This is a genomic window from Albidovulum sp., assembly GCF_041919395.1.
Lineage (GTDB): Bacteria > Pseudomonadota > Alphaproteobacteria > Rhodobacterales > Rhodobacteraceae > Albidovulum.
Genome location: NZ_JAYRTX010000079.1, coordinates 1 through 15706, shown reverse-complemented (window position 1 = coordinate 15706; position 15706 = coordinate 1). Strand labels below are relative to the sequence as shown.

General features: G+C 65.6%; 15 protein-coding genes and 1 pseudogene. 7 read left to right on the top strand and 9 right to left on the bottom strand.

The genetic code is table 11. From position 1 onward, the window contains the following. The 4 genes from ACMUOO_RS12975 to ACMUOO_RS12960 all read left to right on the top strand — a co-directional run. On the top strand, positions 1-825 hold an 825-nt coding region (locus ACMUOO_RS12975; RefSeq protein ID WP_413855457.1), incomplete at its 5' end, for an FAD-dependent oxidoreductase. After that, positions 822-1442, top strand: coding sequence for a 16S rRNA (guanine(527)-N(7))-methyltransferase RsmG (gene rsmG / locus ACMUOO_RS12970; RefSeq protein WP_301919747.1), 621 nt, complete (start codon positions 822-824; stop codon positions 1440-1442). The genes ACMUOO_RS12975 and rsmG, both read left to right, overlap by 4 nt. Continuing rightward, positions 1435-2253 (top strand): ParA family protein, encoded by an 819-nt coding sequence (locus tag ACMUOO_RS12965; RefSeq protein ID WP_301919746.1) that lies wholly within the window; start codon positions 1435-1437, stop codon positions 2251-2253. The genes rsmG and ACMUOO_RS12965 overlap by 8 nt, the downstream gene beginning before the upstream one ends. Continuing rightward, positions 2250-3137: a ParB/RepB/Spo0J family partition protein gene (locus tag ACMUOO_RS12960; RefSeq protein ID WP_301919745.1), complete on the top strand. Its 888-nt coding sequence runs from the start codon at positions 2250-2252 to the stop codon at positions 3135-3137. The genes ACMUOO_RS12965 and ACMUOO_RS12960 overlap by 4 nt, the downstream gene beginning before the upstream one ends. Before the next feature lie 3 nt (positions 3138-3140). On the opposite strand, the gene ACMUOO_RS12955 is transcribed toward ACMUOO_RS12960, so the two are convergent. From ACMUOO_RS12955 to rph, 4 genes are read right to left on the bottom strand one after another with little or no spacing between them, the layout of a single operon-like run. Beyond that, positions 3141-3497 carry a YbaN family protein gene (locus ACMUOO_RS12955; protein ID WP_413855454.1) on the bottom strand — a complete coding sequence of 119 codons (357 nt, stop codon included), beginning with the start codon at positions 3495-3497 and terminating at the stop codon, positions 3141-3143. Next, positions 3494-4648 carry a radical SAM family heme chaperone HemW gene (gene hemW, locus ACMUOO_RS12950; protein ID WP_301919744.1) on the bottom strand — a complete coding sequence of 385 codons (1155 nt, stop codon included), beginning with the start codon at positions 4646-4648 and terminating at the stop codon, positions 3494-3496. Before hemW ends, ACMUOO_RS12955 begins: the two co-directional genes overlap by 4 nt. Position 4649: 1 nt before the next feature. Beyond that, a complete protein-coding gene (gene rdgB / locus ACMUOO_RS12945; RefSeq protein ID WP_301919743.1) occupies positions 4650-5261 on the bottom strand; it encodes an RdgB/HAM1 family non-canonical purine NTP pyrophosphatase in 612 nt (203 codons plus the stop codon). Further along, entirely contained in the window at positions 5261-5971 is a 711-nt protein-coding gene (gene rph / locus ACMUOO_RS12940) for a ribonuclease PH (RefSeq protein WP_301919742.1), read from the bottom strand. The genes rdgB and rph overlap by 1 nt, the downstream gene beginning before the upstream one ends. A 117-nt stretch (positions 5972-6088) precedes the next feature. On the opposite strand from rph, the gene hrcA reads away from it, so the two are divergent. Both hrcA and ACMUOO_RS12930 read left to right on the top strand, forming a co-directional pair. After that, positions 6089-7156, top strand: coding sequence for a heat-inducible transcriptional repressor HrcA (gene hrcA / locus ACMUOO_RS12935; protein ID WP_301919851.1), 1068 nt, complete (start codon positions 6089-6091; stop codon positions 7154-7156). Between the two features lie 3 nt (positions 7157-7159). Next, the gene (locus ACMUOO_RS12930; RefSeq protein ID WP_301919741.1) at positions 7160-7708 is read left to right on the top strand and encodes a nucleotide exchange factor GrpE; all 549 of its coding nucleotides are present in this window, start codon (positions 7160-7162) and stop codon (positions 7706-7708) included. Positions 7709-7760: 52 nt separating this feature from the next. Here the strand turns inward: ACMUOO_RS12930 and mutS are convergent, their stop codons facing one another. Continuing rightward, entirely contained in the window at positions 7761-10376 is a 2616-nt protein-coding gene (mutS, locus tag ACMUOO_RS12925; protein WP_301919850.1) for a DNA mismatch repair protein MutS, read from the bottom strand. 152 nt (positions 10377-10528) lie between these two features. Between mutS and ACMUOO_RS12920 the strand changes: the two genes are divergently transcribed. After that, positions 10529-12787, top strand: coding sequence for an NADP-dependent malic enzyme (locus tag ACMUOO_RS12920; RefSeq protein WP_301919740.1), 2259 nt, complete (start codon positions 10529-10531; stop codon positions 12785-12787). 11 nt (positions 12788-12798) lie between these two features. On the opposite strand, the gene msrA is transcribed toward ACMUOO_RS12920, so the two are convergent. From msrA to ACMUOO_RS12900, 4 genes and pseudogenes are all read right to left on the bottom strand, one after another. Then, positions 12799-13425: a peptide-methionine (S)-S-oxide reductase MsrA gene (gene msrA, locus ACMUOO_RS12915; RefSeq protein ID WP_301919739.1), complete on the bottom strand. Its 627-nt coding sequence runs from the start codon at positions 13423-13425 to the stop codon at positions 12799-12801. Positions 13426-13521: 96 nt separating this feature from the next. Then, on the bottom strand, positions 13522-13806 hold the full coding sequence (locus tag ACMUOO_RS12910; protein WP_301919738.1) for an SCP2 sterol-binding domain-containing protein: 285 nt from the start codon (positions 13804-13806) through the stop codon (positions 13522-13524). Between the two features lie 93 nt (positions 13807-13899). Beyond that, the gene (locus ACMUOO_RS12905) at positions 13900-15126 is read right to left on the bottom strand and encodes an argininosuccinate synthase (protein WP_301919737.1); all 1227 of its coding nucleotides are present in this window, start codon (positions 15124-15126) and stop codon (positions 13900-13902) included. Between the two features lie 112 nt (positions 15127-15238). After that, positions 15239-15706, bottom strand: a pseudogene (locus ACMUOO_RS12900) (hypothetical protein); the annotation flags it as partial.

Sequence of the window (15706 nt, the reverse complement as noted above, 5' to 3'; positions counted from 1 at the left end):
GCGCTCAAATCGACATTGGAGGTTCGGGAGCTTTCCGGTCTCTACCTTGCCGGCCAGATCAACGGCACGACCGGATACGAAGAGGCCGCGGCGCAGGGCCTCGTTGCCGGACTGAGCGCAGCGCTTGTGGTTAAGGGACATGAACCGGTCGTCTTCAGCCGGGCCCAGAGCTACATAGGCGTGATGATCGACGACCTTGTCGCTCGGGGTGTGACGGAACCCTACCGGATGTTCACGTCGCGCGCAGAGTTCCGCCTCTCGCTTCGCGCCGACAACGCCGACCAGAGGTTGACGCCGCTGGCGCTGGACCTGGGATGCGCGAGCGAAGAACGCCGCCGCATTTTCGGCGCGAAGATGGAAGCGCTGTCGGAGGGCCGCGCCGCGCTTGAGGCGGTGACGCTCACGCCGCGCGAGGCCGCTTCGGCCGGGTTGAATGTGGGCCAGGACGGCCAACGGCGCAGCGCGTTTGAGTATCTCTCCTTTCCGGGCGTGACGTTCGACGATCTCGTGCGTGCCGCGCCCGGCCTCGCGGGAATCAGCCAAGATACGCGGGAGCAGATTGCGCGCGATGCCACCTATGCCGCGTACATGGATCGGCAGAGGGCCGACGTGGAAGCGCTGCGCCGCGAGGAAGGGCACGCCATCCCCGACGGATTCGACTACGCGGGGCTTCCCGGCCTGTCCAATGAGCTGAAGACGAAGCTGGAGCGCATGCGGCCGCAGACGCTCGCGCAGGCGGGGCGCATCGAGGGTGTGACGCCCGCCGCTCTGGCATTGATACTCGCGCGCATTCGGAGGGTGAAGCGCCAGCGGGCAACGGGATGACGTCGGAGTACTCGCTTGCGGGACGCGTTGTTTCACGTGAAACCTGGGATCGCCTGAAAGCCCTGGAAGGACTACTGCGAAAGTGGACCAAGGCGATAAATCTTGTGTCTCCGGGAACCCTGGATACCATATGGACCCGCCATTTCGCAGACTCGGCGCAGATCTTCGACATGGCACCCGATCGCGCGCGATCCTGGGCGGATCTCGGCAGCGGCGGTGGCTTCCCGGGGCTGGTCGTGGCGATCCTTGCGAAAGACGAATCCCCCGGCCTATCGGTGACGCTGGTCGAGAGCGATCAACGCAAGGCCGCGTTCCTGATGACAGCCGCGCGAACGCTCGATCTTCGGGTGACGGTCGTTGCGGACCGCATTGAGTCGGTGGCGCCGCTCGGCGCGAAGGTTCTCTCCGCGCGCGCCCTTGCGCCACTTGACGTCCTTCTCGGTTATGCCGAGCGGCACCTCAACCGAGCCGGGGTCGCCATCTTCCCCAAGGGCGCGACCGTCGATGATGAACTCGCCCATGCGCTTGAACATTGGCGATTCTCCTATCAAAAGGAGCCCAGCCGAACCGACGCCGCCGGCGTCGTCCTGATCATCGGAGGTATCACGCGTGTCTGACCCGACGCGTCCGCCCGGGCCGAGAATCGTTGCCATCGCCAACCAGAAGGGCGGCGTGGGCAAGACCACGACGGCAATCAACCTTGCAGCCGCCCTGGCGGAAGACGGGCTCAATGTCCTTCTTGTGGACCTCGATCCACAGGGCAACGCCTCCACCGGACTCGGGATCGATCCCGCGCAGCGCGACAAGACGACCTACGATCTGCTCATCGAGGATGCCGACCTTGCCGATGTGATCCGCACGACGCAGGTGGAAGGAGTCTGGCTTTGCCCGGCGACGACCGATCTTTCCTCGGCGGACATTGAGCTGGTCAGCAACGAGAAACGGAGTTTCCTCCTCCACGATGCCCTGCGCCAGCCTGCCATCGATGGCTTTGCGTTCGACTTCGTCCTGATCGACTGCCCTCCGTCGCTGAGCCTGCTGACGGTCAACGCGATGGTCGCGGCCCACTCGATCCTCGTACCGCTGCAGGCGGAGTTCTACGCGCTTGAGGGCCTGTCGCAACTGATGCTGACGATTCGCGAGGTGCGGCAGTCGGCAAACCCGGACTTGCGGATCGAGGGTGTCGTACTCACGATGTACGACAGCCGAAACAACCTTTCCCAGCAGGTGGAGGCCGATGCCCGAGCAAACCTGGGTGAGCTCGTCTATCGGACCGTCGTGCCCCGCAACGTACGGCTTTCCGAGGCCCCATCGTTTGCGGTCCCCGTCCTGACCTACGACACCATGTCGAAGGGGGCCATCGCGTACCGCGCGCTCGCGCATGAAATCATCTCCCGACATGGCGGGAACCCGGGGAGGACAGAATGAACGACCGAAAGAGCGAACGCAGGGGGCTTGGCCGCGGACTGTCCGCATTGATGGCGGACGTGAACCTCGGCACGGCCGGCCGGCCGGAGCAGCGGGCCGTGCGGGCCGACACGCGGCTGCCGATTGAACGAATCGAGCCGAATCCGGATCAACCGCGCCGCGACTTCGCGCCCGAGTCTCTTCGGGAGCTTTCGGACTCGATCCGCGCAAAGGGTATCATACAGCCGCTCATTGTTCGGGAAAAACCAAATAAATCAGGATATTACGAGATCGTTGCCGGAGAGCGGCGCTGGCGCGCCGCGCAACTCGCACAGTTTCACGAAGTCCCCGTCATCATCCGCGACCTTGACGATACCGAAGTGCTCGAGGTCGCCATCATCGAGAACATTCAACGCGCTGACCTGAACGCCATTGAAGAGGCGATGGGCTATCGTCAGCTGATGGAGCGGTTTGGCCATACGCAGGAAAGGCTTGCCGAGGCCTTGGGCAAAAGCCGGAGCCACATCGCGAATCTCGTGCGGCTCCTGACCTTGCCGGACGAAGTGCAGGCCTGGCTTCGCGAGGGCAAGCTCAGTGCCGGCCACGCCCGCGCTCTTGTGACAACCGACAACGCAACGGCCTTGGCACGCCAGGTGATTGCCCGCGGTCTGTCGGTTCGTGAGACCGAACGGCTGGCAAAGTCTCCAACCCGCACCGGCGGATCGAAGGTCCAGCCTCCCGCGAAGGACGCCGACACCCGCGCGCTGGAGCAGGATCTTTCGGCCGGCCTGGGGATGAGGGTGGTGATCGATCACAAGGGCCCGGACGGCGGCAATGTCATTGTCGCCTACCGGTCGCTCGATGACCTCGACAGGCTTTGCCAGCTCCTCTCGCAAGCGCGGTAGGGATCACGTGTTCGGCCGGGTCCAGATGAATGCGGCGACCATCGCCAGCGTCAGCACCTGAATTGCCAACACCCAGGTCTGGATGCCCAGAGCGAACGCAATGGCGAAAGCGGCCAGAATAGACACTGTTGCGAACCGCTTCGCGCGATGACTGATCGCGCCGCGCTCGCGCCAGGCGCTGATCGGCGGCCCGAAGTACGGATGCGAAAGAAGCCAGTGGTGCAGCCTCTCGGACGATCGCGCGAACCCGAAGGCAGAGAGCAGGAGGAGGGGGACCGTGGGCAGAAGGGGAAGAAAGGCGCCGACCGCCCCGAGGACGAGCGCGGTCACCCCAAACGCGAGCCAGAAGCCGCGGATCACGGGAGAAGTTCCCGGATAACGGCATCCAGCACTGCGCGCCCTTCGGAGGTTGCCGCCAAGCGTTTGCCATCGCGTCGAACCATACCCAGGTCCTGCACACGCTCGACCGCTCCTGCGTCCAACGGGCGTCCCGCAAGCTCCTGGTAGCGGGCGGTATCCAGCCCCTCGGTCAGGCGCAGCGCCATCATCAGATACTCGGTGGCCTGGTCCGCCGGGCTCAGCGACTCTCGCGGCCGCTCGCCGTGCCCCACTGTCTCTACCTGAGACAACCATTCCGCAGGGGACTTCGGCGTGTCCGTGGCGAACCGCTGTCCTCCAAGCGTCAACCGGCCATGCGCCCCCGGACCGAGTCCGGCATAGTCGCCATAGCGCCAGTAGATGAGATTGTGCCGACTTTCCGCACCATCACGGGCATGATTCGAAACCTCGTAGGCCGGCATTCCGGCATCGGCAAGAATACCCTGCGTTATCAGATACATATCCGCGGCCAAATCATCGTCCGGCAGACCTTTCAGCCCGCCGGCCGCATTGCGCGCACCAAAGGCGGTGCCGTCCTCGATCGTCAGTTGGTAGAGCGACAGGTGATCGGCCGCCATGGCAAGCGCGTCGCGCAGTTCCGCAACCCAGGCCGCGACAGTCTGGTCCTGCCGGGCATAGATCATATCGAAACTCACCCGCGGGAAAGCCGCTCTCGCAATCTCGAAGGCGCCACGCGCCTCGGCCACGTTGTGCAACCTTCCGAGCCGTTTCAGATCGGAATCATTGAGCGCCTGGACACCCATCGAGAGGCGATTGACTCCTGCGGCCGAATAGGCCCGGAACCGGCCAGCCTCGACGCTGCCGGGGTTTGCCTCCAGGGTCACCTCCAGGTCGTTCGCAACAGGCCAGGTCATCCGGATCGCCTCGATCAGCGCGGCGACCACATCAGGGTTCATCAGCGAGGGGGTGCCGCCGCCGAAGAAGACGGTGTTCAGAACCCGGCCCGAGGTTTCCGCCCCGATCCTGGCGATCTCGCTCAGGTAGGCGCGCTTCCAGCGCTCCTGGTCGATCGAAGCGGCGACGTGAGAGTTGAAGTCGCAGTAGGGGCACTTCGAGGCGCAGAACGGCCAATGCAGGTAGAGCCCGAACCCGCCATTCTTCCAGTCCTCCATTTCAAGTCCTGTCGAAACAGGCCACCAGCTTGCCGAAGGCATCCGCACGATGGCTGATGCGGTTCTTGTGAGCCGCGTCCATCTCGGCGAAGGTGATGGTGTGGCCGGCCGGTTCGAACATCGGGTCGTAGCCGTGTCCCTGGCGTCCGCGCATCGGCCAGACGACCTGCCCTTCAACCTTGCCCTCGAAGACCTCGTCATGCCCGTCGGGCCAGGCAAGGACCATTGTCGCGCGGAACCGGGCGGTCCGCGGATGGGGCGCACGGACCTTCTCGAGCTCGTTCCAGGTGCGCGTCATGGCCAGCACGAAATCGCGACCATGGGGCGTCTCGGCCCAGTCGGCGGTGTGAACCCCCGGAGCGCCGGCGAGGCCATCGACCTCGATCCCGCTGTCGTCTGCGAGCGCGGGAAGGCCGGTCGCCCTTGCGGCCGCATGGGCTTTGATTCTCGCGTTACCGACGAAGGTGGTCTCCGTTTCGGCGGGCTCCGGGAGGCCCATTTCGGCGGCGCTGATGCAATGGATGCCGTAAGGGGAGAGCAGGGCCGCGATTTCCTCCAGCTTCCCCTTGTTGTGGGTCGCGACCAGAAGCCGGTCGCCGGCGAATCTCCGCATCAGATAGCCGCCTTCTGCGCCGCCACCAGCTCTGTGATACCCTTGTCGGCGAGGTCAAGAAGCTGTGTCATCTCCTCGCGACTGAAGGTTGCGCCCTCCGCCGACATCTGTACCTCGACCAACCGGCCGCGACCGGTGATGATGAAGTTGCCATCCGTCCCGGCCTCGCTGTCCTCGGCATAGTCGAGGTCGAGCACGGGCTGGCCGGCGTAGATCCCACAGGAGACGGCTGCGACATGGTCGATGATCGGGTCACCGATCACGGCGCCGGCCTTCATCAACCGGTTGACCGCAAGCCTGAGCGCGACCCAGCCGCCGGTGATCGAGGCGCAGCGGGTGCCGCCGTCGGCCTGGATCACGTCGCAATCCACCACGATCTGGCGTTCCCCGAGCGCCACGCGATCCACGCCCGCGCGAAGGGCGCGGCCGATCAGCCGCTGAATCTCCTGCGTCCGCCCGGACTGCTTGCCCGCCGCCGCCTCGCGCCGGTTGCGCGTGTTCGTTGCACGCGGCAGCATCCCGTATTCGGCCGTCACCCAGCCGAGGCCGGTTCCTTTCAGGAAGGGCGGCGCCTTGTCCTCGATCGTTGCGGTGCAGAGCACGTGGGTGTCGCCGCACCTGATGAGACACGATCCCTCGGCGTGCTTGGTGACGCCCGTGTCGATCTCGATGGAACGCATGGCATCAAGTTTCCGGCCGGAGGGTCGCATGGAATGTCCTTTCGCGGGTGTCGCGCCAATTACAGGCCCGCCGCGGGCGGAGGCAACCCCGGATTGACGGCGGTGCCCGCCGATCCTTATCTCTGGGAGGCCATGCCGGAACAGGACATGCAGAACCGATCGAAGCTTCTCGCCGAGATGAATGACCGCTCGCGGGAAGTCTTCCGCCGCGTCGTCGAAAGCTATCTCGACAGCGGCGATCCGGTCGGCTCGCGCACGCTGTCCCGCACGATGAGCGAACCGATCTCGGCGGCCACGATCCGTAACGTGATGCAGGACCTCGAATACCTCGGGCTTCTCGACAGCCCGCATACCTCGGCCGGCCGGATCCCGACACAGCTCGGTCTCAGGATGTTCGTCGACGGGCTGATGGAGGTTTCCTCCGTCTCGCTTCAGGACCGCGAGGCGATCGATGCGACCGCCGGTGGAAACGAACCCGGAATAGCGCCGATGTTCGACCGCATCGGCGCGGCGCTATCGGGCATTACCCACGGCGCGAGCCTCGTCCTCACGCCGAAGCATGAGGCTGCGATCCGCCATATCGAGTTCGTGGGGCTCGGTCCCGACAGGGCGCTCGTGGTCCTGGTGTTTGACGATGGCCATGTCGAGAACCGCGTCTTCACGCCGCCCCTGGGGCACACGCAATCCTCCCTGAGGGAGGCCGCGAACTTTCTCAACGCGCTGGCCGAGGGGCGGACGCTGTCGGAACTGAGGGCGCATATGGTCGAAGAGGTTGGCCGGCGGCGCCGGGAGCTTGACGAGGCCGCCCGGGCCCTGGTCGAAAATGGTCTCGCCGTCTGGGAAAATCGCGGCGAAACCTCCGAGCGCCTGATAGTGCGCGGCCGCGCGAACCTTATCGACCAGGCCGCCGATTCCGATCTGGAACGCATCCGGACGCTCTTCGACGACCTGGAGCGCAAGCGCGACATCGCCGAATTCCTCGAACGCGCGGAGGAGGGCGAAGGCGTGCGCATTTTTATCGGATCGGAGAACAAGTTATTCTCACTTTCGGGTTCCTCTCTGGTGGTCTCTCCCTATATGAACGCTGACCGTAAGATCATCGGCGCCGTGGGCGTGATCGGTCCGACGCGGCTGAATTATGGACGCATCGTGCCGATCGTGGACTACACGGCGCAACTTGTCGGAAGACTTCTCTCCGGCGAGCGGAAGGGGTAGAGCATGAGCGAGATGAAGAAGGACGAAATCGCCGAGGATCAGGCGCAGATCGGCGATGAGGCGATCGAGGCCGAGATACTGGCCGACGAGATCGAGGCGCTCAGGGCCGAGCGGGACGAGTTGCGCGACCGCTTCATGCGGGCGCTGGCCGATGCCGAGAATATCCGCAAGCGCGGCGAACGCGACCGGCGCGAGGCGGAGCAATATGGCGGGTCAAGGCTGGCCCGTGACCTGCTGCCCGTCTACGACAACCTCCGGCGCGCGCTCGAATCCGCGGGTGCGGACCAGCCGGAATCGGCCAGGGCACTTATCGAGGGTGTCGAGTTGACGATGAAGGAACTCATCGCGGTCCTGGGCAAGCACGGCGTGCAGCCGGTGGCACCGCAGATCGGTGACGCCTTCGACCCGCAGGTCCATCAGGCGATGTTCGAGGCGCCGGTGCCGGGGACCAAGGCCGGCGACATCATCCAGGTGATGACCGAGGGCTTCATGCTGCACGAACGGCTCCTCCGGCCGGCCCAGGTCGGCGTGAGTTCGACACCGAAATCGTGATCCCGCTCCAGCGAACTCCGGCGATGAATCTGCTGCCAGGCGGGATCGGGAATCAGTCTCCAAGGACTGATTTGAGATCGTAAAGGGCGGCAAGCGCCTCAAGGGGTGTCATCTCGTCGGGGTGGAGTGCGGCAAGCCGCATCTCCAGCTTCGAGGGGCCATTCGGCTTCGAATGTGCAACCGCAGGCGCGGCGCTGAAAAGCGGTAGGTCGTCGATCAGCGTGTCCTTGCGTGCGCCGCCCTCGCGCTCGCCCCTCTCCAGCGCCTCAAGCACCACCTTCGCCCGTTCCACTACGGCGAGTGGCAGGCCGGCGAGGCGGGCGACCTGCACTCCATAGCTGCGGTCGGCCGCACCCTTCCTCACTTCGTGGAGAAATATCACCTCGCCTTCCCACTCTCGGACGGCGACGGTCGCATTTTCTACCCCGGGCAGCTTGCGGGCGAGCGAGGTCATCTCGTGATAGTGCGTGGCGAAGAGCGCGCGGGCGCGGTTCACGTCGTGCAGGTACTCGAGCGTCGCCCAGGCAATGGAGAGACCGTCATAGGTTGCCGTGCCGCGGCCGATCTCGTCGAGGATCACAAGCGCACGGTCGTCCGCGCGGTTCAGGATCGCGGCAGTCTCCACCATCTCGACCATGAACGTGGATCGGCCGCGGGCCAGATCATCGGCGGCACCGACGCGACTGAAGATCTGGCTGACAAGACCGATCCGGGCCCGTCGCGCCGGCACGAAGGAGCCAGCCTGAGCCAGGAGCGCAATCAGCGCGTTCTGCCTGAGAAAGGTGGACTTCCCCGCCATGTTGGGGCCGGTCAGAAGCCATATCGCCGGGGTGTCGCCGGTTGTCAGCAGGCAGTCGTTGGCTACGAACGCGTCGCCGCCGCGCTTCAGCGCGCGTTCCACGACCGGGTGCCGTCCGCCTTCGACCTCAAAGGCGCAGCTATCGTCCACGACCGGCTCGACCCAATCCTCGCCGCGGGCAAGATCGGCCAGCGCGGCGGCGAGGTCGATCTCCGCCAGCGCCCGGGCCGCGCCCGAAACCGTGTCTGCGGCGCCCAGAACCATCGCTTTCAGGCCGTCATAGAGCCGCTTCTCGATTTCCAACGACCGGTTTCCGGCGTTGAGGATCCGGGTTTCCATCTCGGACAGCGGCACAGTGGTGAAACGCACCTGGCCCGCGGTGGTCTGTCGGTGAATGAAGGTGCCGCTGAGCGGCGGGGAGAGCATCCGCTCGGCATGGGTCGAGGTGGTCTCGATGAAGTAGCCAAGCACGTTGTTGTGCTTGATCTTGAGACTCTGGATACCCGTTTCCGCAATATACTCCGCCTGCATGCGTGCAATCACGCTGCGGCCCTCGTCGCGGAGCTGCCGCACGTCGTCGAGTTCGGCATTGTGGCCTGCGGCGATGAACCCGCCGTCCCGCGCCAGAAGCGGAGGGTCGGGAACGAGGGCGGCGTCGAGACAGGCGACAAGGTCGTCATGACCGAGAAGCGCGACCCGGGCGGCGGCAAGCCGTGCCGGCAAATCGCCGTCGAGATGGCCCGCAATACGGCCCGCCTCGGCAAGACCGGACCTTATCGCCGCCAGGTCGCGGGGTCCGCCGCGGTCAAGCGCGAGCCGCGAGAGAGCGCGATCCATGTCCGGAGCCCGGCGCAGGTCGTCGCGCAGCGTGGACGTAAGGCGCGCCTCCTCCGTCAGGAACCGCACCGCGTCGAGGCGGGCATGAACCTCCCTCAGGTCGCGGGACGGCGCCGACAGCCGACGTTCCAGGAGCCGTGCGCCGGCGGCCGTCACCGTGCGGTCGATGGCGGCAATAAGCGAACCCTCGCGCCCGCCAGACAGGCTCTGCGTGATCTCCAGGTTTCGTCGCGTCGCCGCATCGATCTGGACAGACCCGCCGGGCAGTTCCTTCACCGGCGGCCGCAGGAGGGGCAGTTTGCCGCGCTGCGTGAGGTCGAGATATTCCACGATCGCGCCAAGCGCCGACAGTTCCGCCCTGTCGAAGGCCCCGAAGGCGTCGAGCGAGGCGACCTCGTAGAGCGTGCAGAGCCGTTTTTCCGCCCCGGCGCTATCGAAGGCCGCGCGCGAAATGGGGGTCAGCGCCGCACCGGATTCAGACACTGTGCCGGCCAGATCCGCCTCTTTCGATTCGCTCACCAGGACCTCGCGGGGGCCAATGCGCGCAAGTTCGGGCGCGAGCCGGGATAGCGTGCAGGTCGTCACCCTCACCTCGCCCGTCGAGATGTCGGCCCAGGCGAGTGCCGCGTCACCGCGAACCTCTGCGTAGCTGGCGAGGAAGTTGTGCCGCCGCGCCTCCAGGAGCGATTCCTCGGTGAGCGTCCCGGGTGTGACGAGGCGCACGACATCGCGCGCGACGACCGCCTTCGATCCGCGCTTCTTCGCCTCTGCCGGGTCCTCCATCTGCTCGGCGATGGCAACGCGGAATCCCTTGCGGATCAGGGTCAGCAGATATCCCTCGGCTGCATGGACCGGGACGCCGCACATCGGGATGTCTTCGCCCAGATGTTGGCCCCGTTTCGTCAGCGCAATGTCGAGCGCCGCCGCCGCCGCCGCCGCGTCGTCGAAGAACATCTCGTAGAAGTCGCCCATCCGGTAGAAGAGGAGCGCATCCGGGTGGCGCCCCTTGATCTCCAGATACTGCGCCATCATCGGCGTGACGTTGGCGTCGACAGACACGGATCACCCCCTCAAGCCCCGCCGGACCCTACAAAAGCACCCGGCGAGGGAAAAGCCGCAAATCCTGTGGATTGTCACATTCCGCGGCGGTAAGACGGCATCGCCCCGAGGAGGAGCTGAGCCAGATGTCGAAGAACCGCGTGACGCCGGAAGAGGCGCTTGCCTATCACCTCAATCCCGTGCCGGGGAAATACGAGGTGGTGGCATCGAAGCCGATGGCAACGCAGCGCGACCTGTCTCTTGCCTATTCCCCGGGGGTCGCGGTGCCCGTCGAGGCGATCGCCGAGGCGCCCGAGACGGCCTATGACTACACCACCAAGGGCAACATGGTCGCCGTCATCTCAAACGGCACCGCGATCCTGGGCCTTGGCAACCTGGGCGCACTCGCCTCGAAGCCGGTGATGGAAGGCAAGGCGGTGCTCTTCAAGCGCTTCGCCGATGTGAACGCCATCGACATCGAGCTCGATACCGAGGACCCCGACGAGATCATACAGGCCGTCCGGCTGATGGGTCCGACATTCGGGGGCATCAACCTCGAGGATATCAAGGCGCCGGAGTGTTTCATCATCGAGAGCCGGCTGAAGGAGATCATGGACATTCCGGTGTTCCATGACGACCAGCACGGCACGGCAGTGATCTGTGCGGCGGGACTGATCAACGCGCTGGAGTTGTCCGGCAAGAAGATCGAGGACTGCCGCATCGTCCTGAACGGTGCCGGCGCGGCGGGGATCGCGTGCCTTGAGCTTCTCAAGACCATGGGCGCGCGGCACGACAACTGCCTCATGTGCGACACCAAGGGCGTGATCTGGCAAGGCCGGACGGAGGGGATGAACCAGTGGAAGTCCGCGCATGCCGCGCGAACGGACGCCCGAACGCTGGACGATGCGATGAAAGGGGCCGATGTGTTCCTTGGCGTTTCAGCCAAGGGGGCGGTGACGTCCGCCATGGTCGCCTCCATGGCGCCCAATCCCGTCATATTCGCCATGGCGAACCCCGATCCGGAGATCACGCCTGAGGAGGCGCAGGCCGTGCGCCCCGATGCGATCGTCGCCACGGGCCGGTCGGACTACCCGAACCAGGTCAACAACGTTCTCGGCTTTCCCTATCTCTTCCGCGGCGCCCTCGATATCCATGCCCGCGCCATCAACGACGAGATGAAGATCGCCTGCGCGAAGGCGCTTGCGAAACTCGCCCGCGAGGATGTGCCGGACGAGGTGGCGATGGCCTACGGCCGGAAGCTTTCGTTCGGCCGCGACTATATCATCCCGACGCCCTTCGACCCGCGCCTCATCTACGTCATCCCGCCCGCAGTGGCCCGCGCCGGGATGGAGACGGGAGTCGCCCGGCGGCCGATCATCGACATGAGTGCCTACGAACTGCATCTGAAGTCTCGGATGGACCCGACGGCGTCGATACTGCAAGGGATACACGCCCGTGCCCGTCAGGCGCAGGCGCGGATGATCTTCGCCGAGGGCGACGACGCGCGCGTGCTGAAGGCGGCGGTGGCGTATCAGCGCGCCGGCCTCGGCAAGGCGCTCGTGGTCGGCCGTGAGGCGGATGTGAAGGAAAAACTTGGCGCCGAGGGGCTTGCCGACGCGGTGAAGGAGCTTGAGGTGGTGAACGCCGCCAACACGCGGCATCTCCAGACCTACAAGGATTTTCTCTATGCCCGGCTGCAACGGCAGGGCTTCGACATGCACGACGTCCACCGCCTCGCCGCCCGCGACCGCCATGTCTTCTCGGCACTGATGCTGGCCCATGGCCACGGCGACGGGCTCGTCACCGGGGCGACGCGGAAATCGGCGCATGTCCTCGGCCTCATCAACCACGTCTTTGACGCGCGCGCCGAGGACGGGGCCGTCGGCATCACCGCCGTCCTGCATCGCGGCCGGATCGTCTTCATCGGCGACACCCTTGTCCACGAGTGGCCGGACGAGGAGGACCTTGCCGACATCGCCGAGCGCGGTGCGGGTGTGGCGCGCGCCCTCGGGATCGAGCCGCGCGTTGCCTTCCTGTCGTTCTCGACCTTCGGTTACCCGGTGTCGGAACGCGCGACGAAGATGCATCAGGCGCCAAAGGTGCTCGACCGCCGGGGCGTGGATTTCGAGTACGAGGGCGAGATGACGGTTGATGTCGCGCTCAACATGGAGCAGATGGCGCACTATCCTTTCTGCCGTCTGACCGGTCCGGCCAATGTCCTTGTCGTGCCCGCGCGGCATTCCGCCTCGATCTCGGTCAAGCTGATGCAGGAAATGGCCGGCGCCACCGTGATCGGCCCGATTCTGACCGGTGTGGACAAGCCGGTCCAGATCTGCTCGACCGGCTCCACGGTCAACGACATTCTCAACATGGCGGTGATTGCCGCCTGCCGGATCGGTCTCTGACGACCCCGGCGTCAGTGCACGAAGGCGGACTGGCTACCCCAGAGCTCCTTGACCCGCGCATCCCTGCCGCAGGCCTTGCGGTAGAACGCATAGGCATTCGCCTGACGCATGGGTCCCCGCCGCGTCAGAACAACCTTGGAGCCCTTGTAGTAGCCCTGGTGGTAGGCTTCGGCCTCGAAGAAGGGGCCGGCATCGCGAATCTCGGTCGCGACCTTCCGGCCAAGGGCGGCTTCGGCGTCAGCCTTTGCGGCGACCGCATCTGCGCGCTGCGCCGCCGACTGGACGAAAATGGCCGTGCGGTAGCTCTTGCCGCGGTCGCAGAACTGCCCGCCGGCGTCGAGCGGATCGCTTGACCGGAAGAAGAGATCGAGGATCTTCCGATAGCTGACCCTGGCGGGATCGAAGAAGATCTTCACCGCCTCGTAATGGCCGGTGCTACCGGTCGAAACCTGGTCATAGGTCGCACTGCTGGCCGTGCCGCCCGTGTAGCCCGACACGACTTCCTTTACCCCCGGCAGACTTTCGAAATTGCTTTCGACGCACCAGAAACAGCCGCCGGCGACGATTGCAGTCTCGGTTCTCGCTGCGGCGGGGTGCGCAGCCAGCAACAGGATCAGGGACAACAGCAACTTCGCCATCTCATGCACCTCCCGATGGACGCCCCCAGAGGCGTCAGACCAGGCGCTTCTGGCAAGTCACCTTGCCGTGATGGGAACCAAATCCGGAGCGGCGCGTCAGGACAGAAGCTTCGCCAGCCCCATCGCCACGCCGAGATCGCCGGAGACCTTGAGCTTGCCGAGCATGACCCCGGTCATCGGGTTCAGCTTTCCGGCCAGGAGCTTGCCGAGGTTGTCTTCGGAGATCGTCAGCGTGCAGTCTGTCTCACGGTCGTCCGTCGTCGCGGTGCCGTCGGCCAGCACGATCACCCCTGCCGGTCCGCAGTCGAACTTGAGGCTGCCGGAGAAACGCCGGGTTTCGAGCGCCTTGCGGATACCGGCGGCAATCGTTTCAAGAGACATGGTTGCTCCGCTCGCGTCATGTGGTTCCGGCATAGCGACCGGCACGGCACCCTCGCAAGCGTGGCGTTGCGTCACTCGGGCGCGGGCGCAAGGTCAGCGAGTCACCCGCGCGTTCCGCGCCGCGATCAGCCGCAGCCGGAGCGCGTTCAGCCGGATGAAGCCCTCGGCGTCCTTCTGGTCGTAAGCCCCCGCGTCCTCCTCGAAGGTGACGTGCTTCTCACTGTAGAGCGAGTGGTTAGACCAGCGGGCGACGGTTGCGGCACGGCCCTTGTAGAGCTTCACGCGCACCGTGCCGGTGACATGTTCCTGCGTCTTGTCGATAAGAGCCTGCAGCGCCTCGCGTTCGGGGCTGAACCAGAAACCGTTGTAGATCAACTCCGCATAGCGCGGCATGATCGAGTCCTTGAGGTGCCCCGCGCCGGCGTCGAGCGTGATCTGCTCGATGCCGCGGTGGGCCTCCAGCAGGATTGTGCCGCCCGGCGTCTCATAGACACCGCGCGACTTCATGCCGACAAAACGGTTCTCGACGAGGTCGAGAACGCCGATCCCGTGTTTCGCGCCAAGCTCGTTCAGTTTCGTCAGGATTGTCGCGGGCGACATGGCCACGCCGTCGATGGCCACGGCATCGCCCCGCTCGAAGGCGATCTCGACCATCTCGGGCGTGTCGGGCGCCTCCTCGACGGGCACGACGCGCTGGAGCACGTAGTCCGGGAACTCCTGTGCCGGGTCTTCGAGGACACGACCTTCCGAGGAAGTGTGCAGAAGGTTCGCATCGACCGAGAAGGGCGCCTCGCCCCGCTTGTCCTTGGCGATCGGAATCTGGTTCGCCTCGGCGAACTCCAGAAGCTTCGTCCGGCTTGTCAGGTCCCAGAGCCGCCAGGGCGCGATGACGCGTATTGCCGGGTCGAGGGCCGCGGCCGAAAGCTCGAACCGTACCTGATCGTTGCCCTTTCCGGTCGCACCATGGGCCACGGCGTCCGCGCCGTGGCGGTGGGCGATGTCGACGAGGTGCTTGGAGATCAGCGGCCGCGCGATCGAAGTGCCGAGGAGGTAGAGCCCCTCGTAGAGCGCGTTCGCCCGGAACATGGGGAACACAAAGTCGCGCACGAACTCCTCGCGGACGTCGACGATGTGGATGTTTTCCGGCTTGATGCCCAGCAGGACCGCCTTCGCCCGCGCGGGCTCCAGTTCCTCGCCCTGGCCCAGGTCGGCGGTGAAGGTGACGACCTCGCAGCCGTATTCCGTCTGCAGCCATTTCAGGATGATGGAGGTATCGAGGCCGCCAGAATAGGCGAGAACCACTTTCTTCGGGGCGGACATGCGGAACCTCCGTCGGCCAGAGACGATCGAGCCGCGATTATCGGAGAATATGCCCGAGAGCAAGGAGCCCCGCCCGCCTCGGCGGCGGGACTCCGGACCGGTCGCCGCGAGATCAGAGGCCGAGCTGCTCGCGCAGGAAGTCGATTGCCGGGTCCGAGAGCATGCGGCCGTTCGCGGCGGTCGCCAGGGCGTCACCTTCCGCCAGTTCCGCGTCCGCGAGCGCGGTCTCCGCCTCGGTCACGGCACCCTCGGCGGCGGTTACCGCGGCTTCGTTCGCGGCGATCTCCGTCTCGAGCACCGCGCGCTCCGCCTCGTAGGTCTCCGCCGCAGTACGTTCGGCGTTGAGCGCATCGAGGCTCGACTGGTATTCCGCTGCCGCCGGATCGAGTGCGGCCATGTCAGCGGCGATCTCGGCGGTTGTCCGGCCGCTGTAGTTCTGGTCAAGATCGGCCTGCGCCTGTTCGCTTGCGGATAGCGCCGCGGCTGCTTGCTCAAGCGCGGCTGCGGCTTCCTCGGCCGCATCGCCGGCAGCAATCGTCCCCAGCGCTGCCTCGCGGTACACGGCGATCCGGCCAACCTG